19 protein-coding genes and 1 pseudogene are annotated in these 24,598 nt (G+C 66.3%); 5 read left to right on the top strand and 15 right to left on the bottom strand.

Annotated features, from left to right (window positions below; all coding sequences use genetic code 11):
- Positions 1-191: 191 nt before the first annotated feature.
- The 9 genes from NF616_RS07925 to urtA form a co-directional block, all read right to left on the bottom strand.
- Complete coding sequence (locus NF616_RS07925) at positions 192-1,226, bottom strand: AAA family ATPase (protein ID WP_252272690.1); 1,035 nt, start codon at positions 1,224-1,226, stop codon at positions 192-194.
- A 3-nt stretch (positions 1,227-1,229) separates the two neighbouring features.
- Positions 1,230-2,273: an aliphatic amidase gene (locus tag NF616_RS07920; protein WP_252272689.1), complete on the bottom strand. Its 1,044-nt coding sequence runs from the start codon at positions 2,271-2,273 to the stop codon at positions 1,230-1,232.
- Positions 2,274-2,301: 28 nt separating this feature from the next.
- Positions 2,302-2,649, bottom strand: coding sequence for an FmdB family zinc ribbon protein (locus NF616_RS07915; RefSeq protein WP_252272688.1), 348 nt, complete (start codon positions 2,647-2,649; stop codon positions 2,302-2,304).
- Between the two features lie 55 nt (positions 2,650-2,704).
- Positions 2,705-3,934, bottom strand: coding sequence for a formamidase (gene fmdA, locus NF616_RS07910; RefSeq protein ID WP_252272687.1), 1,230 nt, complete (start codon positions 3,932-3,934; stop codon positions 2,705-2,707).
- A gap of 237 nt (positions 3,935-4,171) precedes the next feature.
- Complete coding sequence (gene urtE, locus NF616_RS07905) at positions 4,172-4,861, bottom strand: urea ABC transporter ATP-binding subunit UrtE (RefSeq protein ID WP_252272686.1); 690 nt, start codon at positions 4,859-4,861, stop codon at positions 4,172-4,174.
- A gap of 22 nt (positions 4,862-4,883) precedes the next feature.
- A complete protein-coding gene (gene urtD / locus NF616_RS07900) occupies positions 4,884-5,648 on the bottom strand; it encodes an urea ABC transporter ATP-binding protein UrtD (protein ID WP_252272685.1) in 765 nt (254 codons plus the stop codon).
- On the bottom strand, positions 5,645-6,817 hold the full coding sequence (gene urtC / locus NF616_RS07895; protein ID WP_252272684.1) for an urea ABC transporter permease subunit UrtC: 1,173 nt from the start codon (positions 6,815-6,817) through the stop codon (positions 5,645-5,647). The genes urtD and urtC overlap by 4 nt, the downstream gene beginning before the upstream one ends.
- A gap of 10 nt (positions 6,818-6,827) precedes the next feature.
- Positions 6,828-7,745, bottom strand: a complete 918-nt coding sequence (gene urtB, locus NF616_RS07890; RefSeq protein ID WP_252272683.1) for an urea ABC transporter permease subunit UrtB — start codon at positions 7,743-7,745, stop codon at positions 6,828-6,830.
- A 70-nt stretch (positions 7,746-7,815) separates the two neighbouring features.
- On the bottom strand, positions 7,816-9,051 hold the full coding sequence (gene urtA, locus NF616_RS07885) for an urea ABC transporter substrate-binding protein (RefSeq protein ID WP_252272682.1): 1,236 nt from the start codon (positions 9,049-9,051) through the stop codon (positions 7,816-7,818).
- A 278-nt stretch (positions 9,052-9,329) separates the two neighbouring features.
- Here urtA and NF616_RS07880 point away from each other — a divergent pair, with 278 nt between their 5' ends.
- Together NF616_RS07880 and NF616_RS07875 are read left to right on the top strand one after the other, a co-directional pair.
- Complete coding sequence (locus NF616_RS07880) at positions 9,330-12,728, top strand: ATP-binding protein (protein ID WP_252272681.1); 3,399 nt, start codon at positions 9,330-9,332, stop codon at positions 12,726-12,728.
- Positions 12,703-13,377 carry a response regulator gene (locus tag NF616_RS07875; RefSeq protein ID WP_252272680.1) on the top strand — a complete coding sequence of 225 codons (675 nt, stop codon included), beginning with the start codon at positions 12,703-12,705 and terminating at the stop codon, positions 13,375-13,377. Before NF616_RS07880 ends, NF616_RS07875 begins: the two co-directional genes overlap by 26 nt.
- A gap of 15 nt (positions 13,378-13,392) precedes the next feature.
- Here NF616_RS07875 and NF616_RS07870 read toward each other — a convergent pair whose 3' ends face one another.
- On the bottom strand, positions 13,393-15,480 hold the full coding sequence (locus NF616_RS07870; RefSeq protein WP_434091872.1) for an AsmA family protein: 2,088 nt from the start codon (positions 15,478-15,480) through the stop codon (positions 13,393-13,395).
- A gap of 190 nt (positions 15,481-15,670) precedes the next feature.
- On the opposite strand from NF616_RS07870, the gene NF616_RS07865 reads away from it, so the two are divergent.
- The gene (locus NF616_RS07865) at positions 15,671-16,453 is read left to right on the top strand and encodes a TatD family hydrolase (RefSeq protein WP_252272919.1); all 783 of its coding nucleotides are present in this window, start codon (positions 15,671-15,673) and stop codon (positions 16,451-16,453) included.
- A 63-nt stretch (positions 16,454-16,516) separates the two neighbouring features.
- Here the strand turns inward: NF616_RS07865 and NF616_RS21380 are convergent, their stop codons facing one another.
- Both NF616_RS21380 and NF616_RS21375 read right to left on the bottom strand, forming a co-directional pair.
- Positions 16,517-17,221, bottom strand: coding sequence for a methyl-accepting chemotaxis protein (locus NF616_RS21380; protein WP_434091876.1), 705 nt, complete (start codon positions 17,219-17,221; stop codon positions 16,517-16,519).
- 150 nt (positions 17,222-17,371) lie between these two features.
- Positions 17,372-17,578 (bottom strand): annotated as a pseudogene (locus NF616_RS21375) (HAMP domain-containing protein); the annotation flags it as partial.
- A 1,150-nt stretch (positions 17,579-18,728) separates the two neighbouring features.
- On the opposite strand from NF616_RS21375, the gene NF616_RS07855 reads away from it, so the two are divergent.
- On the top strand, positions 18,729-19,616 hold the full coding sequence (locus tag NF616_RS07855; protein ID WP_252272678.1) for an ROK family protein: 888 nt from the start codon (positions 18,729-18,731) through the stop codon (positions 19,614-19,616).
- A 9-nt stretch (positions 19,617-19,625) separates the two neighbouring features.
- Here the strand turns inward: NF616_RS07855 and ampE are convergent, their stop codons facing one another.
- The 3 genes from ampE to NF616_RS07840 form a co-directional block, all read right to left on the bottom strand.
- Entirely contained in the window at positions 19,626-20,444 is an 819-nt protein-coding gene (gene ampE / locus NF616_RS07850) for a regulatory signaling modulator protein AmpE (RefSeq protein ID WP_252272677.1), read from the bottom strand.
- Positions 20,441-21,004, bottom strand: a complete 564-nt coding sequence (ampD, locus tag NF616_RS07845) for a 1,6-anhydro-N-acetylmuramyl-L-alanine amidase AmpD (protein WP_252272676.1) — start codon at positions 21,002-21,004, stop codon at positions 20,441-20,443. The genes ampE and ampD overlap by 4 nt, the downstream gene beginning before the upstream one ends.
- Before the next feature lie 89 nt (positions 21,005-21,093).
- Positions 21,094-23,424, bottom strand: coding sequence for a DUF1631 domain-containing protein (locus tag NF616_RS07840; RefSeq protein ID WP_252272675.1), 2,331 nt, complete (start codon positions 23,422-23,424; stop codon positions 21,094-21,096).
- A gap of 288 nt (positions 23,425-23,712) precedes the next feature.
- On the opposite strand from NF616_RS07840, the gene nadC reads away from it, so the two are divergent.
- Positions 23,713-24,561, top strand: a complete 849-nt coding sequence (nadC, locus tag NF616_RS07835) for a carboxylating nicotinate-nucleotide diphosphorylase (protein WP_252272674.1) — start codon at positions 23,713-23,715, stop codon at positions 24,559-24,561.
- The last annotated feature ends 37 nt before the right edge of the window (positions 24,562-24,598 follow it).

The following is a 24,598-nucleotide window of genomic DNA, read 5'->3' as shown; positions in this document are numbered from 1 at the left end:
GCAAGTTTAACCGTTCGCTTCAGAACCTGTTCAAAGTCTCGCGAGCTAGAGCCAGGCTAGGCAAAAACAAGCGAAGAAGGCACTGGGCCCGCACACGGGTTTACGAGTGGTAAACGAGCATTCTGAGACGCCGCGTCCCGGCTTGTTTTTAACAACGCATGGCCGACGCGCAGCAGGCTTTGGGCAGGTTCTCAGTCGTGCTCGACTACCACGCGCAATCCGTCGTCATCGGCTTGCGCACGCAGGCGAATCGCCGCCGGGTCCTGCAGCACGCAATCTGCGATGGCCGGCTCCAGCTCGGTACGCACCCGCCGCGCCAGGGCACGGGCGCCATAGCGCGCGTCGTGGGCGCGACACAGCCACTCCACCGCGCCCTCCTCCAACCACAGCGAGCGACCTTGGCGACCCAGGCGCTGGTTGAGCTTGGTCAGTTCGATCTCCAGCAGCGCCTCCAGCCAGTCGTCGTCAAGGCTCTGGAAGTCGAGGATACGGTCGATGCGGTTGAGGAATTCCGGGTCGAAGCTGCGCGTAAGCGCCCGCTCGCGCTCGCCGGCCTCGTCGGCGCGCAGGCCCAGCCACCTGCGCCAGCCACGGGCAAAGCGCTCGCGCAGGCGCTGCACTGGCAGGGCGCCAACGTTGCTGGTCATGAAGATCAGGCTGTTGCGGAAATCCAGGGTACGGCTGCCGGCGGTGAGGGTCAGGCGGCCGTTCTCCAGCACGCCGAGCAGACTGCGCAGCACCTCGGGACTGGCCTTCTCCAGTTCGTCGAACAGCACGATGCCGGGGCGACCGAATGTGCCGGCGATGGCCTCGGCGTCGAACAGGGTGGTGCCCTCCTTGCTGCCGACATAGCCTGGCGGCGCGCCGGTCAGAGCGGCGGCGTAGTGCTCCTGGGCCAGGGTGTGCATGTCGATACGGCAGAAGGCGTCGGCGCGACCATGAATGGCCTGGGCCAGCAGGCGCACCACCTCGGTCTTGCCGACGCCGGTGGGGCCCATGAACAGGTTGACCGACAGCGGCCGCTCACGCTCGCCGATATCGGCCTTGACCACCTTGAGCAGCGCCTCGACCTGCTCCAGCACCGCGTCCTGGCCGACGATGCGCTCACGCAGCAGGGCCATGACCTTGCCCGGCTCGAACAGGAAGCGCGACTGCAGGGTGGCCGCCGGCGCCGCCTCGGCCAGGCACTGGCGATTATGTTCGAGCAGGTCGTTGGCGAAGGGCATGGCTCAGCCTGCGACCTTTTCCTTGCCGGGGTGCGGCAGTTCGCCCACCGGGCAATCGGCCACGCCGATGGTCGAGCGGGTCAGCTTCTCCACGTCCTCCTGGGCCTTCTGCGCGTCCAGCACCCAGGTGCGGTAGAACTCGAACGGGCAATCGGCCACACCCTTGTCGCCGTCGCCGGAGTTGTACACGCCGGTGTAGCCACGATGCAGCAGCTTGAACAGGTGGTTCTGCGACTGGTCGTTGGCCCGTGCGTCACGGATCTGCGAGACCGACAGCTGGGCGTACTGGATGCCCATCTCCTCCTCGCCGCACTCGCCGAGAGTGCGGCCGTCGAAGCCAATCAGCGCGGAGTGGCCGAAGTAGCTGTACACACCGTCGAAGCCGGTGGCGTTGGCCACCGCCACGTAGCAGTTGTTGGCCCAGGCCATGGTCTTGGCCATCATCACCTGCTGGTCCTTGGCCGGGTACATGTAGCCCTGGCAGCGCACGATCAGCTCGGCGCCCTTCATCGCGCAGTCGCGCCAGATCTCCGGGTAGTTGCCGTCGTCGCAGATGATCAGGCTGATCTTCATGCCCTTGGGTCCTTCGGAGACATAGGTGCGGTCCCCCGGATACCAGCCCTCGATGGGGCACCAGGGGATGCACTTGCGGTACTTCTGCACGATCTCGCCCTGGTCGTTGATCAGCACCAGGGTGTTGTACGGCGCCTTGTGCGGGTGTTCCTCATGGCGCTCGCCGGTGAGCGAGAAGATGCCCCAGGTCCTGGCGTTGCGGCAGGCGGCGGAGAAGATCGCGGTCTCCTCGCCCGGCACCGTGGCGGCGGTGGCCATCATCTCGTCCTTGTCGTACATGATGCCCATGGTGCTGTACTCGGGGAACACCACCAGGTCCATGCCTGGCAAGCCGAGCTTCATGCCCTTGATCATCTCGGCGATCTTGCGCGCGTTGTCGAGCACTTCGACCTTGCTGTGCAGGCGCGGCATCTTGTAGTTGACGACGGCGACGCCGACGGTATCGGGGCTGCTGGAAATATCGCCGTGACGCATGACGGAACTCCTGTGTTGAGGCTGGAAACTAGTGGCTGATCATCCACGGCCGCGCCGAGGGACTGGCCTTGAGGCCGTGGGGGTTGGCCTTGGTCCGCTCGACCGGCTTGCTCGGGCCGCAGCAGCTGCAGCCCGCCGGGTGCTTGCGGTTGGCCTTGTACTCTTCGAGGGTCTGCGGCGCATGGCGCGAGCGCTCGTTGGTCTCATGCACGCGGCGCTGGCTGCCGGGCATGGTGGCCAGGCCGGGGGCGCTGAGAATTACCCGCCCGCTCTCGGTCTCGCAGTAGGGGCAGGAGCAGGGCGTGTCGCGCTCGGCCATCGGCCGCAGCACGGTGAAGTCGCCGCACTGCGGGCAGTCGTATTCGTAGATCGGCATATCAACCTCCTGGGAAGCGGAGCGCACGGCGCACGCGGCGCCGTGCGCGGGTGCATCACTTGTCGTAGGCGATGGGCATGTCGATGCTGCCGTCCAGGTACTTGGTCGGGCCGCTCGCGCTGGGGTTGATGTCGAACTCGAAGATGTCGGTCGGCAGCCACAGGGTGGCGCAGGCGTTGGGGATGTCGACCACGCCGCTGATATGCCCCTGCACCGGCGCCGAGCCGAGCAGCGAGTAGCCCTGGGCCGGCGAGTAGCCGAACTTGGTCAGGTAGTTGATGGCGTTGAGGCAGGCCTGCTGGTAGGCCAGGTTGACGTCCAGGTAGTGCTGCTTGCCGGCGTCGTCGACCGAGATGCCTTCGAAGATCAGGAAGTTGTTGTAGGTCGGCACGATCGGGCTGGGCTTGAAGATCGGGTTCTTGATGCCGTACTTGGCCATGCCGCCCTTGATCAGCTCGACTTTCATGTGCACCCAGCCGGCCATCTCGATGGCGCCGCAGAAGGTGATTTCGCCATCGCCCTGGCTGAAGTGCAGGTCGCCCACCGACAGGCCGGCGCCGTCGACGTAGACCGGGAAGAAGATCTTCGAGCCGCGCGACAGGTCCTTGATGTCGCAGTTGCCGCCGTGTTCACGCGGCGGCACGGTACGCGCGCCGGTGGCGGCGGCCATGTCGCGGGAGGCGCCGGTCATCTTGCCCATGTGCGCGGTGCTGGCGAACGGCGGATTGGCCAGCGGCGGTACGCGGGTCGGATTGGTGTCGATCAGTTCCTGCTCGCGGCGGTTCCACTCGGCGAGCATCTTGTGGTCCGGCAGGCAGCCGATCAGGCCGGGGTGGATCAGGCCGGCGAAGCGCACGCCGGGAATGTGCCGGCTCTTGGTGAACATGCCCTCGAAGTCCCAGATCGACTTCTGCGCGGACGGGAAGTAGTCGGTGAGGAAGCCGCCGCCGTTGTTCTTCGAGAAGAAGCCGTTGAAGCCCCACTGCGACTCGGCCTTGGCGCCGATATCGAGCAGCTCGACGATCAGCAGGTCGCCCGGCTCGGCGCCATGCACGCCGACCGGGCCGGACAGGTAGTGCACGGTGGACAGGTCGACGTCGCGCACGTCGCTGGCGTCGTCGTCGTTCTTGATCGCGCCGCCGGTCCAGTCGTAGGTCTCCAGGATGAAGTCCTCGCCCGGCTTGACCCAGCAGGCCATCGGGATGTCCGGGTGCCAGCGGTTGTGGACTTGTTCGTTCTCGGTGGCGGCCTGGTTGAGGTCGACCTTGATCAGGGTGTCGGTCATGACGTTGCTCCTGGGACCAGTGGTGGGTGCCTGGCGCCAATGCGCCGGGGTACGGTGGCCAGTCTCGGGGGGCGCAACGAAACGGAAAATACGTTGGATAACGTATGCGTGGCGCCAGCAACGGCGAGGCTTGCAGCGGCTTTTGCGCAGACACGAAAAAGCGGCCGGCGCATGGAGAACACGCCGGCCGTAAACAGGTGAAGCGTTGCCCTCCCCCGGCCGGGAGAGGGGCTGAAATCACACCGAGAGGTAGCGGCTGATGGTCGCCTCGTCGACCCTGTCGCGCGCCTCCTCGATGACGAACTTGCCCTTCTCGATGACCAGGAAGCGGTCGGCGATTTCCATCGTGAAGGACAGCACCTGCTCGGAGACGATGATGGTCAGGTCACGCAGGTTGCGGATCTCCTTCAGGGTGCGGGCGATGTCCTTGATGATCGACGGCTGGATGCCCTCGGTCGGCTCATCGAGCAGCAGTACCTTGGGATTGGTGGCCAGCGCGCGGGCGATGGCCAGCTGTTGCTGCTGGCCGCCGGAGAGATTGCCGCCCTTGCGGTGGCGCATCTCCTGCAGCACCGGGAACAGCGCGTAGAGGTCGTCCGGCACCTTGCCCTTGGCCGATGCCGGCAAGCCGGTCTGGATGTTCTCCAGCACGGTCATGCTGGGGAAGATCATCCGCCCCTGCGGCACGTAGGCGATGCCGGCCTCGACACGCTGGTGGGTCTCCAGCCTGGAGATGTCCCGGCCGTCGACGCTGATCTGCCCGCCCCACTGCGGCAGCACGCCCATCAGGCTCTTGAACAGGGTGGTCTTGCCCATGCCGTTGCGGCCCATCACGGCGACGATTTCCTTCTTCGCCACGTCGAGGTTGAGTTCGTGGAGGATCTGGCTCTGGCCGTAGCCGGAGACGAGGTTGTCGATCTGGAACATGCTGGACTCCTTGGCCCGGGGCTCAGTGCCCCAGGTACACCTCGATGACCTTGGGATTGCTCTGCACCGCGTCCATGCTGCCCTCGGCAAGCACCTTGCCCTGGTGCAGCACGGTGACCTTGTGGGCGATGCTCTTGACGAACTCCATGTCGTGCTCGATGACCAGCACCGAGCGACCCTGGCTGATGCGCTTGAGCAGCTCGGCGGTGGCCACGCGCTCGCTGACGCTCATGCCGGCCACCGGCTCGTCGAGCATCAGCAGCTGCGGGTCCTGCATCAGCAGCATGCCGATCTCCAGCCACTGCTTCTGCCCGTGCGAGAGCAGGTCAGCCTGCATGTGCAGGTGCTCGCCGAGCATGATTTCGGTGGCCACCTGCTCGACCCGCTCGATCACCGCCTGCGAGCGCTTGAAGAACAGCGCGCCGAACACCTTGCGACCTTTGGGATAGGACATCTCCAGGTTCTCGAACACCGTCAGGTTCTCGTAGATCGACGGGTTCTGGAACTTGCGCCCGACGCCGGCGCGGACGATGTCGAACTCGCGCATCTTGGTCAGCTCGCGGTTCTCGAACTGGATGCTGCCGGCGGTGGCCTTGGTCTTGCCGCAGATCAGGTCGAGCACCGTGGTCTTGCCGGCGCCGTTGGGGCCGATGACCACGCGCACCTCGTTGCGGTCGATGTACAGGTTGAGGTCATCGACCGCCTTGAAGCCGTCGAACGACACGGTCAGGCCCTCGATGGCCAGCACCGGTTTGGGCATCTGGAAGCCAGCGGGATTGGGGCTCATGGGGTGGTCTCCAGTTCGGGAGTGGGTGCGGCCTTGGCGACCGGCTTGGCCACCGGCTCGGTCTTCACCGGCGCATTGGCCTTCGGCTTGATACGCGTCAGCCAGCGTTTGCCGTGGCTGTCCCACAGGCCGGCGAGGCCGTTGGGGAAGTACATGACCACGGCGATGAACAGGCCGCCCATCAGGTACAGCCACAGCTCGGGGAAGCTCTCGGAGAAGTAGGTCTTGCCGAAGTTGACCAGCAGCGCGCCGTACACCGCGCCGAGCAGCGACAGGCGCCCGCCGACGGCGGCGAAGATGACCATCTCGATCGACGGCACGATGCCGACGAAGCTCGGCGACATGAAGCCGACCTGCAGGGTGAACATCGCCCCGCCGATGGCGGAGAAGGCGGCGCCGACGCAGAACACGAAGATCTTGAAGCTGGCCACGTCGTAGCCGGAGAAGCGCACGCGTTCCTCCTTGTCACGCATGGCCAGCAGCAGGCGGCCGAGCTTGGAAGCGATGATGAAGCGCGCCAGCAGGATGCAGCCGAACAGCAGGAAGGCGCTGACGAAGTACAGGATCAGCTTGGCCTCGTCGGTGCGGATATCCCAGCCCATCAGGGTCTTCAGGTCGGTGATGCCGTTGACCCCGCCGGTGTAGCCCTGCTGGCCGATGATCAGCACGGTGAGGATCAGCGCGATGGCCTGGGTGACGATGGAGAAGTACACGTCACCGACGCGGCGCTTGAACATGGTCAGGCCGATTACCAGGGCCAGCAGAACCGGCACCGCGATCACCGCCAGCAGGGTGAAACCGAAGCTGTGGAACGGCTGCCAGAGCATCGGCAGTTCGGTGATCTGGTTCCAGTCCATGAAGTCCGGGATGCCGGGGGTGGACTGGATCTTGGTGCTTTCCGGGTCGGAGGCCTCGAGCTTGAGGAACATCGCCATGCAGTAGCCGCCGAGGCCGAAGAAGATGCCCTGGCCGAGGCTGAGGATGCCGCCGTAGCCCCAGCACAACACCAGGCCGACGGCGACGAAGGCGTAAGTCAGGTACTTGCCGACCATGTTCAGGCGGAAGGCGTCGAGCAGCAGCGGGAACACCACCAGGATCAGCGCGGCGAGCACCGCCAGGCCGATGGCGCCCTGCTTGCCGCCCAGGAGTTTGTCGAGAGTCGGGTTCATGGGCGGCTCCTTACTTACGAACCTTGATGGAGAACAGCCCCTGCGGGCGCATCATCAGAATCAGGATCACCGCCGACAGGGTCAGCACCTTGGCCATCGAGCCGCTCATGAAGAACTCCATGATCGACTGGGCCTGGGCGATGGAGAACGCCGAGGCGATGGTGCCGAACAGGCTGGCCGCGCCCCCGAAGACCACCACCAGGAAGGTGTCGACGATGTACAGCGAGCCGGCGGTCGGGCCGGTGGAGCCGATGGTGGTGAAGGCCGCGCCGGCCACACCGGCCACGCCGCAGCCGAGGGCGAAGGTCATGCGGTCGACGCGCTTGGTATTGATGCCCACCGCGCGGCTCATCACCCGGTTCTGCATGGTGGCGCGCACCTGCAGGCCCCAGCGCGAGCGGTACAGCATGAGGAAGATGATGGCGGTGAGCAGAATGGTCAGCCCCATGACGAACAGGCCGTTGCGCGGAATGTCGATGGTCTCGGTGGGGTTCCACGAGCCCATCAGCCACTCCGGCAGGGTGGCGCTGACCTCGCGCGCACCGAAGATCGAGCGGAACGTCTGCTGCATGACCAGGGACAGGCCCCAGGTGGCCAGCAGGGTATCCAGCGGACGCTGGTAGAGCTTGCTGATCATCGCCCATTCCACCAGCCAGCCGATGGCGCCGGCGATGAGGAAGGACAGGACGATGGCGAAGAAGAAGTAGTAGGGCCCGAAGGCCGGGGCGTACTGCTCGGTCAGCGAGGACACCACGAAGGTTGTGTAGGCGCCGATGGTGAGAAACTCGCCGTGGGCCATATTGATCACGCCCATCTGGCCGAAGATGATCGCCAGCCCCAGAGCCATCAGCAGCAGGACGCAGAACACGGACAAGCCGTTGAAGCCCTGCATGGCCGCGATGGCACCAAATTCCGATAGCCATTCCATGTTGATGGTCTCCTGGCGGAAGAATGCGGGAGCCCCTCCCCCGCGAGGCGGGAGAGGGGTGCGGTTGGGCTTACTGGTAGCCTTTCGGGAAGGGATTCGGCTCGATCAGGCCGGACTCGTAGACCACCTTGAACTGGCCGTCTTTCTGCACCTGGCCGATGCGGGTCTTGCTCCACAGGTGATGGTTGTCGTGGACCTTCACGTAGCTTTCCGGCGCGCTGTTGAGCTCGATGCCCGGCGAGGCGGCGGCGACCTTGTCGACGTCGAAGCTGCCGGCTTTCTCGACCGCGGCCTTCCACAGCCACGGGCCGAGGTAGGCGGCCTGGGTCACGTCACCGATGACCGCATCCTTGCCGTACTTGGCCTTGAAGGCCTCGACGAAGGCGGCGTTGTTCGGGTTGTCCAGGCTCTGGAAGTACTTCATGGAGGCGTAGAAGCCTTCCATGTTCTCGCCGCCGATGCCGAGCAGTTCGTCCTCGGTGACCGACAGGGTCAGCACGTTCTGCTTGGCGGCGGTGACGCCGGCGGCCTTCATCTGCTTGTAGAAGGCGACGTTGGAGCCCCCGACCACGGCGGTGAACACCACGTCGGGCTTCTTCAGCTTGACCTTGTTGATCAGCGAGCCGAACTGGGTGTTGCCCAGCGGGTAGTACTCCTCGCCCACCACCTTGCCGCCGAGCACGTTCTCGATGTGCTTGCGCGCGATCTTCATCGAGGTACGCGGCCAGATGTAGTCGGAACCGATCAGGTAGAAGGTCTTGGCGCCCTTCTCCTTGGCGATCCAGTCGAGGCCGGCGAGGATCTGCTGGGTCGCCTCCTGGCCGGTGTAGATGACGTTCTTCGACTGCTCCAGGCCCTCGTAGAAGGTCGGGTAGTAGAGCAGGCCGTTTTCCTTCTCGAACACCGGCAGTACGGCCTTGCGCGAGGCCGAGGTCCAGCAGCCGAACACGGCGGCGACCTTGTCGCCCACCAGCAGCTTCTTGGCCTTCTCGGCGAAGGTCGGCCAGTCGGAGGCGCCGTCTTCCTGGATCACCTTGATCTGCCGGCCGAGGATGCCGCCGGAGGCATTGATCTGCTCGATGGCCAGGCGCTCGGCCTGGATCGAACCGGTCTCCGAGATGGCCATGGTGCCGGTGGCCGAGTGCAGCTGGCCGACCGTCACTTCGGTGTCGGTCACGGCCAAGCCGGTGGTGTTCACGCTGTCGGCCATGGCGCCCTGGCTGAACACGCTGGCGGCCAGCAGCGAGAGCGCGGCGGCGCCCAGCGCCAGCCGGCGGGGTAGAAGTCGGGTCGGTTGTGCATCCATCGTCGTGCTCCTCGTGCGGTTGGGTCGTTGCCGGCCTGTCTGCGCAGGTCTGCTCCGGGTTCGCCGCAAGAATGCGGGCGCCCTCCCCGCCGGGGTATACGCAGCATGACGTAAGCGCATACGTCATCTGACGTACAGCGCCACGGCACCAGCCTGGTGCACTCTCGAGCCCGAGCAGGAAGCCAGACAGAAGCCCGGGCGCACGCGCACGCGGCCCGCAGTTGGGGGCATGGATGTTGCAAATTCGCAGAGCAAACGGCAGCACCAGGAGCACGGGCGTGCAACCCACCGGAACCCAGCGCATCGTCAAGATCCGCCGCGACTACAACAGCTGGGTCGCCGACGAGACCATGGAGGACTACGCCCTGCGCTTCACCCCGCGGGCGTTCCGCAAGTGGTCGGAGCTGCGCATCGCCAACACCGCCCTTGGCGCCGTGTCGTTCCTCGCCCTGGAAGCCATCGGCGGCGCCCTGGCGCTGTCCTATGGCTTCACCAACACCCTGTGGGCGATCCTCGCGGTGAGCCTGGTGATCTTCCTCACCGGCCTGCCGATCAGCTACTACGCGGCACGCTACGGCGTGGACATGGACCTGCTGACCCGCGGCGCCGGCTTCGGCTACATCGGCTCGACCATCACCTCGCTGATCTATGCCAGCTTCACCTTCCTGTTCTTCGCCCTCGAGGCGGCGATCATGGCCCTGGCCCTGGAGCTGTACTTCGACATCCCGCTGGCGCTGGCCTACGTGATCTGTTCGGTGATCATCATTCCCCTGGTGGCCTACGGCATCACCCTGATCAACCGCCTGCAGACCTGGACCCAGCCGGTGTGGCTGGTGCTGCTGTTGCTGCCCTACGCCTTCGTCATCGCCAAGAATCCCGAGGCGATCGGCGACTGGACCAGCTTCGCCGGGCGCGAGGGCGAGGCCGGCAGCTTCAACCTGCTGCACTTCGGCGCCGCCTGCACCGTGGCCCTGGCCCTGGTCACGCAGATCGGCGAGCAGGTCGACTACCTGCGCTTCCTGCCGGAGAAGACCGCGCAGAACCGCAAGCGCTGGTGGGCCGCGCTGCTCATGGCCGGCCCCGGCTGGATCGTCCCCGGCGCGCTGAAGATGCTCGCCGGCGCCTTCCTCGCCTTCCTCGCCCTGCAGCACGAGATCCCCATCGAGCGCGCCGCCGAGCCGACGCAGATGTACCTGGTGGCCTTCCACTACGTGTTCGCCTCGCCGCAGTGGGCACTCGGCGCCATGGTGCTGTTCGTCATCGTCAGCCAGGTGAAGATCAACCTGACCAACGCCTACGCCGGCTCGCTGGCCTGGTCCAACTTCTTCGCCCGCGTCACCCACAGCCACCCGGGGCGCGTGGTGTGGCTGGTGTTCAACGTGGCCATCGCGCTGATGCTGATGGAGCTGGGCGTGTTCGAGGCGATCGAGGAGGTGCTCGGCCTCTACGCCAACATCGCCATCGCCTGGATCGGCGCGCTGGTCGCCGACCTGGTGATCAACAAGCCGCTCGGCCTGTCGCCGCGCTACATCGAGTTCAAGCGCGCGCACCTGTACGACATCAACCCAGTCGGCGTCGGCGCCATGCTGTTCGCCTCGCTGCTCTCGGTACTGGCCCACTTCGGCCTGTTCGGCGCCCTGGCCCAGGCCGCCTCGCCACTGGTGGCGCTGTTCTCGGCGTTCATCTGCGCGCCGCTGCTGGCCTGGCTCACCGGCGGGCGCTTCTACATCGCGCGGACCAGTACGGCGGCGCTGATCCACCAGTCAAACGCCAGCCACTCGCGCAATTGCGGCCTGTGCAACAACGCCTTCGAGAGCGAGGACATGGCCTTCTGCCCGGCCTACAGCACGCCGATCTGCTCGCTGTGCTGCTCGCTGGACGCGCGCTGCGGCGACGCCTGCAAGCCGCACGCGCGGCTCAGCCAGCAGGTCGACGCGCTGCTGCACTGGCTGCTGCCCTGGGCCAGCATCCCGCGCCTGCACAGCCGCCTGGCGCAGTACCTGGGCTTTCTCGCTCTGCTGGTGCTGATGCTGTTCGGCGCCCTGGCGCTGATCTACAGCCAGGTCTCCCACGGCCTGGTGCCGCACTCGCCGGAGGTGCAGCAGACGCTGTACCAGGCCTTCCTAAAGGCCTTTCTCACCCTCTCGCTGTTCGCCGGCATGCTCGCCTGGTGGATCGTCCTGACCCGCGAGAGCCGCCAGGTGGCGCAGCAGGAGTCGGATCGACAGACCCTGCTGCTGATGCAGGAGATCGAGGCCCACGGCAAGACCGACGAGGCGCTGCAGAAGGCCAAGGTGCTGGCCGAGAACGCCAACGCGGCGAAGAGCCGCTACGTCACCGGCCTGTCCCACGAGCTGCGCACGCCGCTCAACAGCATCCTCGGTTACACGCAGATCCTGCAGCGCGACGCGGCCATGCCCCAGCGCCACCACGACGCCCTGGCCACCATCTACCGCAGCGGCTCGCACCTGCTGTCGCTGATCGACGGCCTGCTCGACGTGGCCAAGATCGAGGCCGGCAAGCTGCACCTGGAGCTGTCGGAAATCGCCCTGCCCGAATTCGTCGGCCAGCTCGAGCGCATGTTCGCCCCGCAGGCCGCCGAGAAGGGCCTGGCCTTCCGCCTGGAGACGGCCGGACGGATTCCCGCGGTGGTGCGCGGCGACGAGAAGCGCGTGCGGCAGATCCTGATCAACCTGCTGGGCAACGCCGTGCGCTTCACCGAGCAGGGCGAGGTGCGCCTGCGCGTCAGCTACCTGCGCGAGACCGCCTGCTTCGAGATCGTCGACACCGGCATCGGCATCGACCCGCAGCAGATCGAGCGCATCTTCCAGCCCTTCGAGCGCGGCGACCTGATGCGCCAGGACAACGGCGTCGGCCTCGGCCTGACCATCACCCGCATGCTCACCGCGCTGATGGGCGGCGAGCTGTCGGTGCACAGCGAGCCGGGCAAGGGCACGCGCTTCCAGGTGCGCCTGTTCCTCTCCGAAGTGCGCGCGCCGCAGGCAGTGGTGCACGTGGCGCACGACATCATCGGCTACCAGGGGCCGCGCCGCCTGGTGCTGGTGGTCGACGACCACCTGGAGCACCGCCGCGTGCTGGCCGGCATGCTCGAACCGCTGGGCTTTCGCGTCGAGCAGGCGGCCAGCGGCCAGGAAGCGATCCGCCAGGCCGCGCTGCTCAGCCCCGACCTGATCCTCATGGACCTATCGATGCCGCAGATGGACGGTTTCGAGGCCAGCCGCCTGATCCGCCGCAACGCGGCGTGCCAGGCACCGATCATCGTCATTTCGGCGAATGCCTTCGCCGACGATCGCGAACGCAGTATCGCCGCCTACTGCAACGACTACCTGGCCAAGCCGGTACACACCGCGGCGCTACTCGAACGCATCCAGCAGCAGCTCGACCTGCAATGGCTGCACCGCGTCGCCGAGCCGGAACCGGCGCAGCCGCAGGTCGAAACGTTGCCCAGCGCCAGCGAGCTGGCCGAACTGCGCGAGCTGGCGGCGCTCGGCTACATGCGCGGCATCCAGGACAAGCTCGACACCATCGAACGCCAGACCCCAGCCTGCGCGCCCTTCACCAAACGCCTGCGGACCCTGGCCAAGGGCTTCCGCCTGGACGAGTTCAACCGCCAACTCAAGGAGGCCGAACATGAATGCAGCCACGCAGCTTGCTGAGCGCGGCACCGTGCTGATCGTCGACGACACGCCGGACAACCTCGCCCTGCTCTCCGACGCCCTCGACGCTCAGGGCTACATGGTGCTGGTGGCGCTGGACGGCCAGAGCGCGCTCAACCGCATCCAGCGGCGGCGCCCCGACCTGATCCTGCTCGACGCAATGATGCCCGGCCTGGACGGCTTCGAGACCTGCCGCAGGATCAAGGCCGAACCGGACAGCGCCGATATCCCGGTGTTGTTCATGACTGCGCTAACCGACAGCGAGCACGTGGTGGAAGGCTTCGCCGCCGGCGGCAGCGACTATGTGACCAAGCCGATCCACACCGACGAGGTGCTGGCGCGGGTCGCCGCCCACCTGCGCGCCGCGCGCACCCTGCAGTCGGCGCGCGCCGCCGCGCAGCCGGTGGACCTGACCCTGAGCAACGAGCCGACCTTCGAGACCCTCTCGGCACGCTTCCAGCTCACCGAGCGCGAGGTGGAAGTGCTGCGCTGGGTGGCCTGCGGCAAGACCAACCGCGACATCGGCGACATCCTCGGCCTGTCGCCGCGCACGGTGAACAAGCACTTGGAGCACGTCTATGTGAAGCTCGGCGTTGAGACCCGCACTGCCGCCGCGGCAGTGGCCATTTCCGCCAGCGTGGCGCGCTAACGGGCTGATATCGCGTCAGCCCTTGCCGCCCTTCTGCATCTGCTGCAGCAGCGGCGCGCACTGGCTTGGCTCCTCGCCTTCGCTGGGTGCCACCAGCGCCAGCAGGCCGGCGGCCGGGGCCACGGCCACACCCAGTGCCAGCAGGCCGACACCGCGCAGGGCCAGCGGGGTGGCCTGCACGCCGGCGTTGGGCTCCTTGAACGTGCCGCGCACGTAGAGCGGCGAGCGCAGCGAGAAGATGCGCAGTCCCTTGGCGGCCGGCACGATCTCGAAATCCAGCTGCTCGCGGGCGAAGTTGGCCGAGCCATCGACCTTGATTACCGCGTTCTCGGTATCGATCACGAACAGCCGGGTGCTCATGAGCCCCTGCTTGATGCCCAGGTCGGCGGCCGCACAATTGATGGTGACCTCGTCGTCGCCGAACAGCTTGCCGACCAGATAGTTGCCCACGTTGAGGCCGGCGATCTCGAGCAGGCTGCGGCTCACCGCGCCATCGTTGATTAGCATCTTCAGCTCGCCGTCGGCGCTGCCCAGCAAAGCCGCCACGGAATTGCCGGTGCCGCTCAGGCTGGCGTCGCCGTTGAGCGCGCCGAGGCTGGTCTGCATCGGCTCGAAGGTCGGGAACAGCTGCTTGAGCTTGAGTGCACGGGCGCTCAGCCGCACCCGCCCCTGCATTGGCGTGACCGCGCCGTTCAGGCGAATCTGGGCATCGAGCGTGCCGTCGGCCATGCCGAAGCGCAGCGGCTCCAGGCTCAGTACGCCGTCGTCCAGCACCACGTGGGTGTCGAGATCGCTGATCGGCAGCCGCTCGGAGTGAACGATGCGCTTGCCGATGAAACGCACGTCGGCATCCATGCTGCGCCAGCGCTCGGTGCGAAACTCTTCCACCGGCAGCACCTTGTCCGACGGCTGGTTGGCGGCGGCGCCGCGTTCCTTCTTCTCGGCGTTCGAGTCGGCGCCGATCAGCGGCGCCAGGTCGGCGAACAGCAGTTGATCGGACGTCAGCTGGCCGGACAGCTTAGGCCGCGGCTGGCGGGCGACGAAGGTCAGATCGCCGTGGATGTCGCTGTCACCGATGCGACCGTTGAAGCCGCGGTAGCGGAAGATCGCGCCGCCCGCATCCTGCAGATCGGCCTGCAGGCGACCGTCGGTGGCATAGGGCGGCGTATCCGGCAGCGTGACGCCGGTCAGCGGGTAGAGATGGCTGAGGCTGGCGCCGGCGAGCTTCAGGCGCAGGTCCAGGGCGCCGAGGTTCTGCGGATCGGTCAGGCTGCCGGCCAGGGTGATGCGGGTGGCGCCGACACGCACGTCGGCCTGCAACGGGAACGGCAGGCTGGCGTCGCGCAGTGCGAGCAGGCCGCCGACCTTGCCGCTGCCGTTCACCGGCTCGCCTCGGAAGCGCCCCTTGGCCAGCCAGGCGAACGCGTAGTCCTGGGCCGCCGCATGCTCTTCGGCCAGGCGTTTGGCGGTGCCCTCGCCGACGATCTGGGCGAAGGGTACGGGCGCGCCGAGCGGGTCGACCTGGGCCTCCAGACGGGTTCGGCTGACCTGGTCGTCGAGATTGATGCGCGCCTGGTCGAAGCCGATGGTGCCGATCTGCAGCGACCAGGGGCTCGGTTCGTCGCTCTGCTCCGGCTCCTGCTGGCCGAGGTCGAAGGTCCAGTTGGCGCGGCCGTCGGCGACGCGCTGTAGATTGGCGAAGGGCGCGCCCAGGTCGATGCGCGGAATGCTCACCGTCTTCCACAGCAGCGGCAGCGGTTCGAGACGGAAACGCACGCTGTCCAGGCTGACGAAGGTGTCGCCCTGAGCCCAGCTGGGATTGCCCAGGCGCAGGTATTCGGCGGAGAAATGCGGCCACGGCAGCCAGGCACGCCAGCCACCCTGCTCGGGCTCGCGGTGCCAGACCACGCGCAGGTCACCCTCGATGGCAAAGGGACGGTTGAGCGCCGCGGAGACCTTCTCGTTGATGGTCGGGCGTAGCAGGTTCCAGTCGAACAGGACGAGAAACAGCATCAGCCCCGCCAGCACCAGCAGCAACACGGCCAACGCCCCGCTCAACCACTTGCGTAACCGCACCTGCACCTCCTTCCGAACCGGGTTCATAACGGCTTCGACTGACGAAACGCGGGAACGCTCCCTTGGGTCTGGATTCAACGTGAGCCAAGGCAGGTTGCGCGCGAGCCTGCCCCCAGTCGCAAGGCCGCTGCCCGGCCTCGCGCTGCGCCGAACAGCCGTGAACTGGCGTGCCCAGCTGAAATGCCCGATGCTGAAGCTCCTAACCCCGGACCCGCCTATGCGCCTGATCGACACCCATACCCACCTGGATTTCCCCGACTTCGACGCCGACCGCGGCGCGCTGCTCGCGCGCAGTCGCGCCCTGGGGGTGGAGCGCCTGGTGGTGCTCGGCGTGTTTCGTGACAACTGGCAGCGGCTGTGGGACCTGTGCCAGGCCGAGGACGGTGTGTACGCCGCATTCGGCCTGCACCCAGTGTTTCTGGACCAGCACCGCCCGGAACACCTGGACGATCTGCGCGACTGGCTGAGCCGCCTGGCCGGCGACCCGAAGCTGTGCGCGGTGGGTGAGTTCGGCCTGGACTACTACGTTGAAACCCTGGATCGCCCGCGCCAGCAGAGGCTGTTCGAGGCGCAGCTGGCCCTGGCCGCCGAGTTCGAACTGCCGGTGTTGCTGCACGTGCGTCGCGCCCACGCCGCCACCATCGCCACGCTCAAGCGCTTCAAGCTGCCGCGTGCCGGCGTGATCCACGCCTTCGCCGGCAGCTACGAGGAGGCCCGCGAGTACCTCAAACTGGGCTTTCGCCTCGGCCTCGGTGGCGCACCGACCTGGCCGCAGGCCCAGCGCCTGCGCAAGGTCGTGCCGCGCCTGCCGCTGGATGCCGTGGTGCTGGAGACGGATGCGCCGGACATGGCCCCGGCCATGCACCCCGGAGTGCGCAACAGCCCCGAGCACCTGCCGGACATCTGCGCCGCCCTGGCGGAGCTGTGGGGCGTATCGCCCGAGGAACTGGCCACAGCCAGCAGCCGCAACGCCGACGAGCTGTTCGGCTGGCCCGGCTGAGCCACCGGTCGGCCAGAAACGACGAGGCCCGCCATGGGGCGGGCCTCGCAGCGGCAGGAATGATCAGACGCGGAAGGTGCTGATCAGCTCCTTGAGCCGCGCCACCTGACTGGACAGCTCGCGGCTGGCCTGCTCGGTCTCCACCGCACCCTCGGCGGTACGTTCGCCGGCCTGGTTGATCTCGACGATGTTCATGTCGATGTCGTGGGCCACGGCGGTCTGCTGCTCGGCAGCGGCGGCGATCTGCTGGTTCTGATCGACGATCATGCCGACCGCGCCGAGGATGTTCTCCAGCGCCTGCTGCACCTGCGACGACTGATTGACCGTGCTCTCCACCATCTTGTGGCTGCCGTTCATGGCGGTCACCGTGGCGCCGACGCCGTTCTGCAGGCGGCCGATCATCTGCTCGATTTCCTCGGTCGACTGCTGGGTCCGCTTGGCCAGATTGCGCACCTCGTCGGCGACCACGGCGAAACCGCGGCCCTGCTCGCCGGCCCGCGCCGCCTCGATGGCGGCGTTGAGCGCCAGCAGGTTGGTCTGCTCGGCGATGCCCTTGATCACGTCCAGCACCTGGCTGATGGCGGCGCTGTCGGAAGCCAGCTTATTGATCACGCCCACCGACTGGTCGATTTCGCTGGCCAGGCGCCGGATGCTGCCGACCTGCGATTCGACCATGGCGCGGCCGCTAACCGTTTCGTCATTGACGCTCTGCGCACTGCCCACGGCAGCGGCGGCGCTACGGGCGACCTCCTGGGCGGTGGCGGACATCTGGTTCATCGCCGTGGCCACCTGCTCGATCTGCCCGCGCTGAGCATTCACCGCCTGGCTGCTGGACCCGGACACCAGCTCAACACGATCGGCCTGGCGCTCGACCTCGGTGACGGTCTGGCCGACCAGTTCGATCAGGTCGCGGATTCGCGACACGGTGCCGTTGAACACCTCGCCCAGCTCACCGAGCTCGTCCTGGCTCCGGACATTGACGTGCACGGTCATGTCGCCGCCGGCGACCTGATTGAGGGTCTTGCCGAAGCCCTTGAGGGTGGCGCGGGTGGACACGTAGAAACCGCCGTACAGGTAGCCGATGGCGAGGAACAGCACCACCAGGGCCACCACCAGCAGAATCATCTGGGTGCGCTTCTGCTCCAAGCGACGGCTCAGGTCGTCGTCGAGATAGTCGAGCACGCCATCGTTCATCACGTAGGTCTTGTCGATGGCCACGGTCAGCTGGTTGTAGAAATCCTGCCAGGGCGCATCGAGGGTGTCGGCCATCAGCAGCTGCTCTTCGAGCACCACGCTGGTCTCCGTCAGGGTGTTGCGGCTGGCCTCGGCGAGCTGGCCCAGGCTGCGCTCGGCACGCGCATCGGCGCCGAGGGCGCTCTGGATTTTGAAGCCGTATTCGGCGTGCAGCTTTTCCAGCTCGGCCAGCAGCTCATCGAGCTTGGTGCTGTCGGACGAACCGAGAATCCCCTGGCCGAGGGAATACGAGCCCAAGGCGCGGCCCTTGCTCAGGGCCTCGGTGATCGGCGGGGTGACGGTGGTGAGCAGTTCGGACATCTGGCGCACGATCAAGTCGCTGTCCTGGCTCAGGCCGGACTGGCTGGCGACGAACTTGATGAACACCTCGGCATTATCCAGCGCCTTGACCACTAGCCCGGCCTTGCTGCGCAGCGAGGACTCGGCGGCCACCGCATCCAGCGCCTGCTGGATGGTTTCGCGCTGGGCGTTGAATTCCTCGATCTTCTGCGGATCGTTGCTGGGCGACTCCATCGCCGCGAGGGTCGCCGCGACGCTTTTCTCCAGCTCGCCGATCATCGCCGAGAGCTTCTCCGACTGGCCGGACTGGCCGATGACGGCATTGATCTCGTAGAGGTCGTTGAGGCGCTCCAGCTCCTGGCGCACCTTCTGGCTCTGCTTCAGCAGCTCCAGGCTCTGCAGCTCGGTGCGGGTGTCGACGAAGGCGTCGTAGGAATCACGAACCAGGAAGTAGTTGGTGACCAGCATGGGCAGGAAGAACAGCACACTGATCAAGCTGAACTTCATGCCGAAGCTCAGTCGGTTCATCAGCGCGATGGCAGGGTACAACACGCTATTCACTAGACGTCTCCTGTTGCCATTATTGTTGTATGCCAGCCGGGAGAAGCTGGTCTATTGAACGGCAAGGTGTCGTTGCTTTCTGATTTTCAGCGGGGGCTGGCCATCTGCCAGGCGCAGCTCCCCCGCAGCCTGTATACCGGATATCGGCTAAAGCCTGTGTAACTTAAGGTTAAGAATGCGCATGTCACTTCGCTTCGGCATTGATCTGGGTGGGACAAAGACCGAAATCGTCGCGCTCGAAGGCTCCGACGAGCGGCTACGCCGTCGCCTGCCCACGCCCCGCGGCGACTACCAGGCCACCCTGCAAACAATAGTACGGCTGGTGCGTGAAGCGGAGGGCGAGCTGGGTGAAAGGGGCAGTCTCGGAGTCGGCATTCCCGGTACCCGCTCGCCGGACCATGGCCGGATCAAGAATGCCAACTCCATCTGCCTGATCGGCCAGGACCTGCAGGGCGACCTGGAAGATCTGCTGCAGCGCCCGGTCAGGCTGGCCAACGACGCCGATTGCTTCGCGCTGTCGGAGGCCAGCGATGGCGCCGGCGCGGGGATGGCTAGCGTATTCGGCGTGATCCTCGGCACCGGCGTGGGCGGCGGCATCGTCATCCACGGCAGGCCGCTCGGCGGCCCCAACGCCATCGCCGGGGAATGGGGACACAACGCCCTGCCCTGGCGCACCGCCGAGGACGGTCCGGCGAGACCCTGCTATTGCGGTCTGGACGACTGCATCGAGACCTTCCTCAGCGGCCCCGGTTGGGCCGCGCGCAGCGGGCTGAGCCTGGACGCAGCGGAGCTGGCGGAGGCGGCGCAACGCGGTGAGCCGGCCGCGACGCAGGCGCTGGAGCGCTACTGCGAACAGCTGGCCAGGGCGCTGGCCTCGGTGATCAACGTTCTCGATCCGCACGTGATCGTGCTGGGCGGCGGCCTGTCGAACATCGCCGCGCTCTACGAGCGAGTTCCGCCGCTACTGGCCCGCCATGTGTTTTCGGACCGGGTCAACACGCGCCTGGTCCGGGCGGTGCATGGCGACTCCAGCGGCGTGCGTGGCGCCGCCTGGCTCTGGCCCGAGTAATCCGCCGCTCTAGAACAGCAGGATCCACACGGCGAATGCCGCATACCAGAGCACCGCGGCGCGAATCAGTAGTTGCCAGAGCTGGTCCAGGCTGTCGATGCCCGACTCCTGAGCCGGCACCTCGCCGATCTCGCTGGCGGCGCGCCCGGCATTGGCCAGCAACCGTGCGGCCGGCAGTTCCCAGGCCAGCAGATCGTGCAGCACCGCGCGGCTGACCGCGACGAAATCGCCGACCAGCGCGAAGCTGGCCGCCAGCACCCGCACCGGCAGCCAGTCCATGGCGTGGCGCAACTGCGCCGCCCGCTCGGCCACGCCGGGCTGGCCATGCTCCGCACTCAGCGCCAGCAGGCGATAGGCCAGCGCCGGCAGCGGGCCGAGCAGGGCGTACCAGAAAATCACCGCGAAAAAGCCCTGGTAAGCCTGCCAGAGCTCGTAGTCCTGAACCCGCTCGAGCAGCTCGGCCTGGCTTTCGGCGGTCACCCCCAGATCGCGTTCGGCCACGTGCAGCGCAGCCTGGTCGTCGCCGCGGCGCCAGGCGTCACGAAACGGTCCGAGGTCCGCCAGCACATCGCCACGGCCGAGGCTGTACACCAGCACCAGCAGATGCACCGGCAGCGCCAGCCAGCCGTAGGCGAGCGGCTCGAGGATCACCAGCAACAGGCCGAGCAGCGCCACCGGCAGCAGCACCACGACCGCCAGCGTGAGCCAGGGCGAGGAACCCTCGCTGCTCGCCAGCCAGCGCCGCCAGGGACCATCCTGCTGGATACGCTGGCGCCCCGAGGAAAACTTCTCCACCCAGAGCACCAGTAGCAGCACCAGGAAATTCATACCTTGCTCTCCTCGCCTTGCAGGTCGGCGCGCATGCGCGCCCAATCGAAACAGGGGCCCGGATCGGTCTTGCGCCCCGGGGCGATATCGCTGTGCCCGCGGATGCGCTCGACGCTCATCTGCGGATAGACACGCAGCAATTCGCGAGTCAGGGCCGCCAGGGCCTGGTACTGGGCATCGGTGAACGGCAAATCGTCGGTGCCTTCCAGCTCGATGCCCAGGGAAAAATCGTTGCAGTTCTCGCGGCCTTCGAAGCTCGACACACCGGCATGCCACGCTCGCTGATTGCAGGACACGAACTGAGTGATGCCGCCGTCGCGCTCGATCAGAAAATGCGCGGACACCGTCAGCTGGGCGATGCCGGCAAAATAGCGGTGCTCGTCGACAGGCAGGCGATTCTGGAAGAACTGCTGCACCTTGCCGGTCCCGAACTGGCCCGGCGGCAGGCTGATGTTGTGGATCACCAGCAGCGACACCTCGCCCCGGGGGCGCTCGTTGAAGTTCGGCGAAGGGCAGTGACGGATGCCGTCACACCAGCCGCTGGCAGGGTCCAGCCGCATTGCAGGCTCCTTGAAGACTGGCGCCACTCTAGCAGAACTCCAAGAACGAAAACGCCCGGCGCGGGCCGGGCGTTTTTGTCAGGCGGAGATCAGGCTCCCTTGAGCTTGCGCAGGTTGCCGATCACCGATTCCAGCGCCCTGTCGAACAGCAGCGCGTCGTCGAGCAGGCGGATGGCGCCGCGGCGGAACTCCACGGCCAGGCCCATGCGGGTCTTCTCCATCACCTTCATGCCGGTGCGGTTGACGAAGATGTACTTGCCGGTTGGCTTGATGATCGCCGCCAGCTTGCCGCGCAGCTTGTGCTCCTCGTCTTCCTGGATCTCCACCCAGCTGCCGACGCGCAGGCTGTCGACGTGCTGCAGGGCTTCGTCATCGTCGGGTAGGCTGGCTTCGGGCTCCTGAGTGCGGCTTTCGCCGGGCGCCAGGAGAACGATCTCCTCGACCACCTCGACCATTGCCGGCACCGCCTCGACCTCTTGCGGCGGCAGCTCGAGCAGCGGAGCCTCGCCAGCCTCGGCCGGCACCTCGGCCAGGGCCTCGACTGTTTCTTCCAGCAAGGCCGGTTGCTCCAGCGGCTCGGGCTCACGCTTGAAGCGCTGGAAGGCCTGAACATGCACAGCTTCGAGTTTGCTGAAGAATTCGCTGGTGATGAACGGATCAATGGCGGCGCTGGCCAGGCCGTCGCGCAGCGACTTGAGCAGGCTCGGCACCAGCTCCAGCAGGCGCAGGCGATCTTCCGGCTGCTCGTGGGGCTCGACGCTCCAGATGAGGTCGTCCATTACTGCCAGTGCGGCCTCCCACTCGGCGGATTCGGCGCCGTGCTTCAGGCAGGTCAGCTGCAGCACCTTGCTCCAGCCTTCCTGCAGCAGACGCACCACCACTTCGGGCAGGGTCTTGCCGAGCAGGCGGGAATTCAGCGCCTGCTCGACCTGCTGACGGGCCAGCTCGGCCTTGGCGCGACCTTCCTCGGCATCGCGGGTGCGCTGTTCGAGCAGTTCGCTGCGGCGCTTCTCGTCACCGGTGAAGGCGACGAACTCGGCGAGCACGTCGGAGAAGATCGCCGGGTCGTCGGTGAAATCGTTGAGCAGACGCTGCACCACCTGCTCGATACGCTGGTACAGCGCGTCACGCTGCTCGTCGCCCTGGGCGTTCCAACCGAGCGCGGCGGTGGCGATTTCGTTGAGCAGGCGGCGGGCCGGGTGGCTGCCGCGGCTGAAGAAGGTCTTGTCCAGCACAGCGACCTTGAGCATCGGGATCTGCAGGCGGCCGATCAGGGCCTTGAGCGAATCCGGCAGGGTACGGTCGTCGAGGATGAACTCGAACAGCATGGCGACCAGGTTGATCACGTCCTCGTCGACTTCGCCGACCACGCGGGCCTTGCCGCTCTTGGCGCTGGCGCGGGCCAGCAGGCCTTCGAGCTGATTGCGCAGGTCGTAATCCAGAGCGACCTGCTGGCTGCCGACCGGGAAATGCTGCTGCATGTGGGAAAGCAGGCGCATCAGGTCGTTGCTGGAAATCGGCACGGCGTCGGCAGGCATTTCCCGACGCGGCAGGACAGCGGAGCCACGAACCTGGGACAGCAGTTCCTGCAGCGCGCCGAAGACCTCCTGAACGTCCTCGTCAGCGTAGCCGGCGGACTGCCCGCCACGCGCCTCGACGGAATCGTCGCGGCTGGCGCGGCCGGTTCCCTGAGAACGCCCCTGCTGACGGCGTGCAGGCGGCGCCGATTTCAGTTCCGGCAGCACGCCGGCCTCGACCAGTTGCTGGTTGGCGTTGGCGTACAGTTGATCCAGATCGCCCAGCACGTACTTTTCGAACAGTTTGAGGATAATCAGCTTGACGCGGATCTCCACGCCCAGCCCCTCGCAGGACGCGAGGAACTGTTCGCAGAGCATGCGCGGGCCGAGCGGGTTGGTCTTGTCCTCGAGCTTCTTGCTGATCATCGCGTTGAGGCGCGTGGTCAGGTGGCCGAGGGCGACGCCGTCCCGGCTCATCACGCGGGAGACCATGGCGTCCAACGCGACCGACTCTTCCAGCGCATCGTCCTGAACCAGCGACAGGCTCTCGAACGAAACGGCGCCCAGCTGCGGGGCGGGGCTGCCGATCTCGTACTGGTTGAGCGTGGAGAAGCTCTCGAACACCTTCTGCAGGAAACTGCGCTCGATGGTCTTGCGCTTCAGGCGCAGGTCGCGCATCGCCTCGAAGAAGGCGTTCTGCTCGGTATTGCTGGCCGCACGATCGGCCATCTCAAAGAGGGTATCGTCCGCATTGTCGAACAGTCCTTGCAGCGCCTGCTTGAGCTGCTGGGCAGCCTTGTCGCGCACCTGGATGAGGGCCACGGGAAGCCTTCCTGCCGGCGAAGTTGGCGATTGCTCGGGGGCGACCTTGTTCAGGTGCACCACTTTCGCGTCGGTCTTCATGTCGAGTCTCCCGCAATCCGTTTGATCAGAACAGACTGCATACGATCGCTGGGCATCCGAAGCGCCAATAACATGGCGTCAAACTTGTCAATGAGCCCCAGTATAGGGGGATGCGAAGCATGACCAAATACCCTCTGTCGCATACATGACCTGCATCACAGAGCGCAGCGCTCGAGGGTACGAACGGTCGAACAGAGGATCTGGCAGACCATGTGACAACGAGCGCGACGACAATGCACAGAACTTTTCCTGTCCTTATAATCGCGCCACTGAAAATGCGGAGGCCGAATGGCTAACCTGACCCTTGCCGAGCTCGGCGCCGAAATCGAAGCCAACGTACGCGCCGCCCTGCGTGAAGACATCGGCAGGGGCGACATCACGGCCCAGCTAATCCCCGCCGAGCGCCTGGCTCATGCCACTGTGATCACCCGCGAAGCCGCGGTGATCTGCGGCACCGCCTGGGTCGAAGCGGTGTTTCGCCAGCTCGATCCGAGGGTAATCGTGCATTGGCAGGTGGCGGATGGCGACAAGGTCGAACCCGACCAGGCGCTGTTTCACCTCGAAGGCCCGGCACGCGCCCTGCTCAGCGGCGAACGCAGCGCCCTGAACTTCCTGCAGACCCTCTCGGCCGTCGCCACCCGCTGCCGCCACTTCGCCGATCTGGTCGAAGGCACCCAGGTAAAGCTGCTCGACACCCGCAAGACCCTGCCCGGCCTGCGCCTGGCACAGAAATACGCGGTGACGCAGGGCGGCTGCCACAACCACCGCATCGGCCTGTATGACGCCTTCCTTATCAAGGAAAACCACATTGCGGCCTGCGGCGGCATCGCCCAAGCCATCTCGACAGCCCATGGCATAGCCCCCGGCAAGCCGGTAGAGATCGAAGTGGAAAGCCTGGAAGAGCTGCGCCAGGCGCTGGATGCGGGCGCCGACATTGTCATGCTCGACGAACTGATCCTGGACGACATGCGTACCGCCGTCTCCCTCACCGCCGGCCGCGCCAAACTGGAAGCCTCGGGCGGCATCAACGAAAGTACCCTGCGCACCATCGCCGAAACCGGTGTCGACTACATCTCCATCGGCAGCCTGACCAAGGACGTCAAGGCTGTGGATCTGTCGATGCGGCTTAGCCTGTAACCAACCACACCAGAAATACAAAGCCCCGCATCTAGCG

The sequence above is a fragment of the Pseudomonas subflava genome (assembly GCF_023823685.1).
GTDB classification, from domain to species: domain Bacteria; phylum Pseudomonadota; class Gammaproteobacteria; order Pseudomonadales; family Pseudomonadaceae; genus Aquipseudomonas; species Aquipseudomonas subflava.
The sequence above is the reverse complement of the archived record's forward strand: the minus strand, read 5'-3'. Positions and strand labels throughout refer to the sequence as shown.

Excerpts from the sequence above, each read along its gene's own strand:
- NF616_RS07915 (WP_252272688.1), bottom strand. The coding sequence starts at position 2,649 with ATGCCGATCTACGAATACGACTGCCCGCAGTGCGGCGACTTCACCGTG.
- NF616_RS07855 (WP_252272678.1), top strand. The coding sequence starts at position 18,729 with ATGTCACTTCGCTTCGGCATTGATCTGGGTGGGACAAAGACCGAAATC.
- NF616_RS07840 (WP_252272675.1), bottom strand. The coding sequence starts at position 23,424 with ATGAAGACCGACGCGAAAGTGGTGCACCTGAACAAGGTCGCCCCCGAG.
- fmdA (WP_252272687.1), bottom strand. The coding sequence starts at position 3,934 with ATGACCGACACCCTGATCAAGGTCGACCTCAACCAGGCCGCCACCGAG.
- urtB (WP_252272683.1), bottom strand. The coding sequence starts at position 7,745 with ATGGAATGGCTATCGGAATTTGGTGCCATCGCGGCCATGCAGGGCTTC.
- NF616_RS21380 (WP_434091876.1), bottom strand. The coding sequence starts at position 17,221 with ATGTCCGCCACCGCCCAGGAGGTCGCCCGTAGCGCCGCCGCTGCCGTG.
- ampD (WP_252272676.1), bottom strand. The coding sequence starts at position 21,004 with ATGCGGCTGGACCCTGCCAGCGGCTGGTGTGACGGCATCCGTCACTGC.
- nadC (WP_252272674.1), top strand. The coding sequence starts at position 23,713 with ATGGCTAACCTGACCCTTGCCGAGCTCGGCGCCGAAATCGAAGCCAAC.
- NF616_RS07925 (WP_252272690.1), bottom strand. The coding sequence starts at position 1,226 with ATGCCCTTCGCCAACGACCTGCTCGAACATAATCGCCAGTGCCTGGCC.
- NF616_RS07920 (WP_252272689.1), bottom strand. The coding sequence starts at position 2,273 with ATGCGTCACGGCGATATTTCCAGCAGCCCCGATACCGTCGGCGTCGCC.
- urtE (WP_252272686.1), bottom strand. The coding sequence starts at position 4,861 with ATGTTCCAGATCGACAACCTCGTCTCCGGCTACGGCCAGAGCCAGATC.
- urtA (WP_252272682.1), bottom strand. The coding sequence starts at position 9,051 with ATGGATGCACAACCGACCCGACTTCTACCCCGCCGGCTGGCGCTGGGC.
- NF616_RS07870 (WP_434091872.1), bottom strand. The coding sequence starts at position 15,480 with ATGAACCCGGTTCGGAAGGAGGTGCAGGTGCGGTTACGCAAGTGGTTG.
- urtD (WP_252272685.1), bottom strand. The coding sequence starts at position 5,648 with ATGAGCCCCAATCCCGCTGGCTTCCAGATGCCCAAACCGGTGCTGGCC.
- NF616_RS07865 (WP_252272919.1), top strand. The coding sequence starts at position 15,671 with ATGCGCCTGATCGACACCCATACCCACCTGGATTTCCCCGACTTCGAC.
- ampE (WP_252272677.1), bottom strand. The coding sequence starts at position 20,444 with ATGAATTTCCTGGTGCTGCTACTGGTGCTCTGGGTGGAGAAGTTTTCC.
- NF616_RS07875 (WP_252272680.1), top strand. The coding sequence starts at position 12,703 with ATGAATGCAGCCACGCAGCTTGCTGAGCGCGGCACCGTGCTGATCGTC.
- urtC (WP_252272684.1), bottom strand. The coding sequence starts at position 6,817 with ATGAACCCGACTCTCGACAAACTCCTGGGCGGCAAGCAGGGCGCCATC.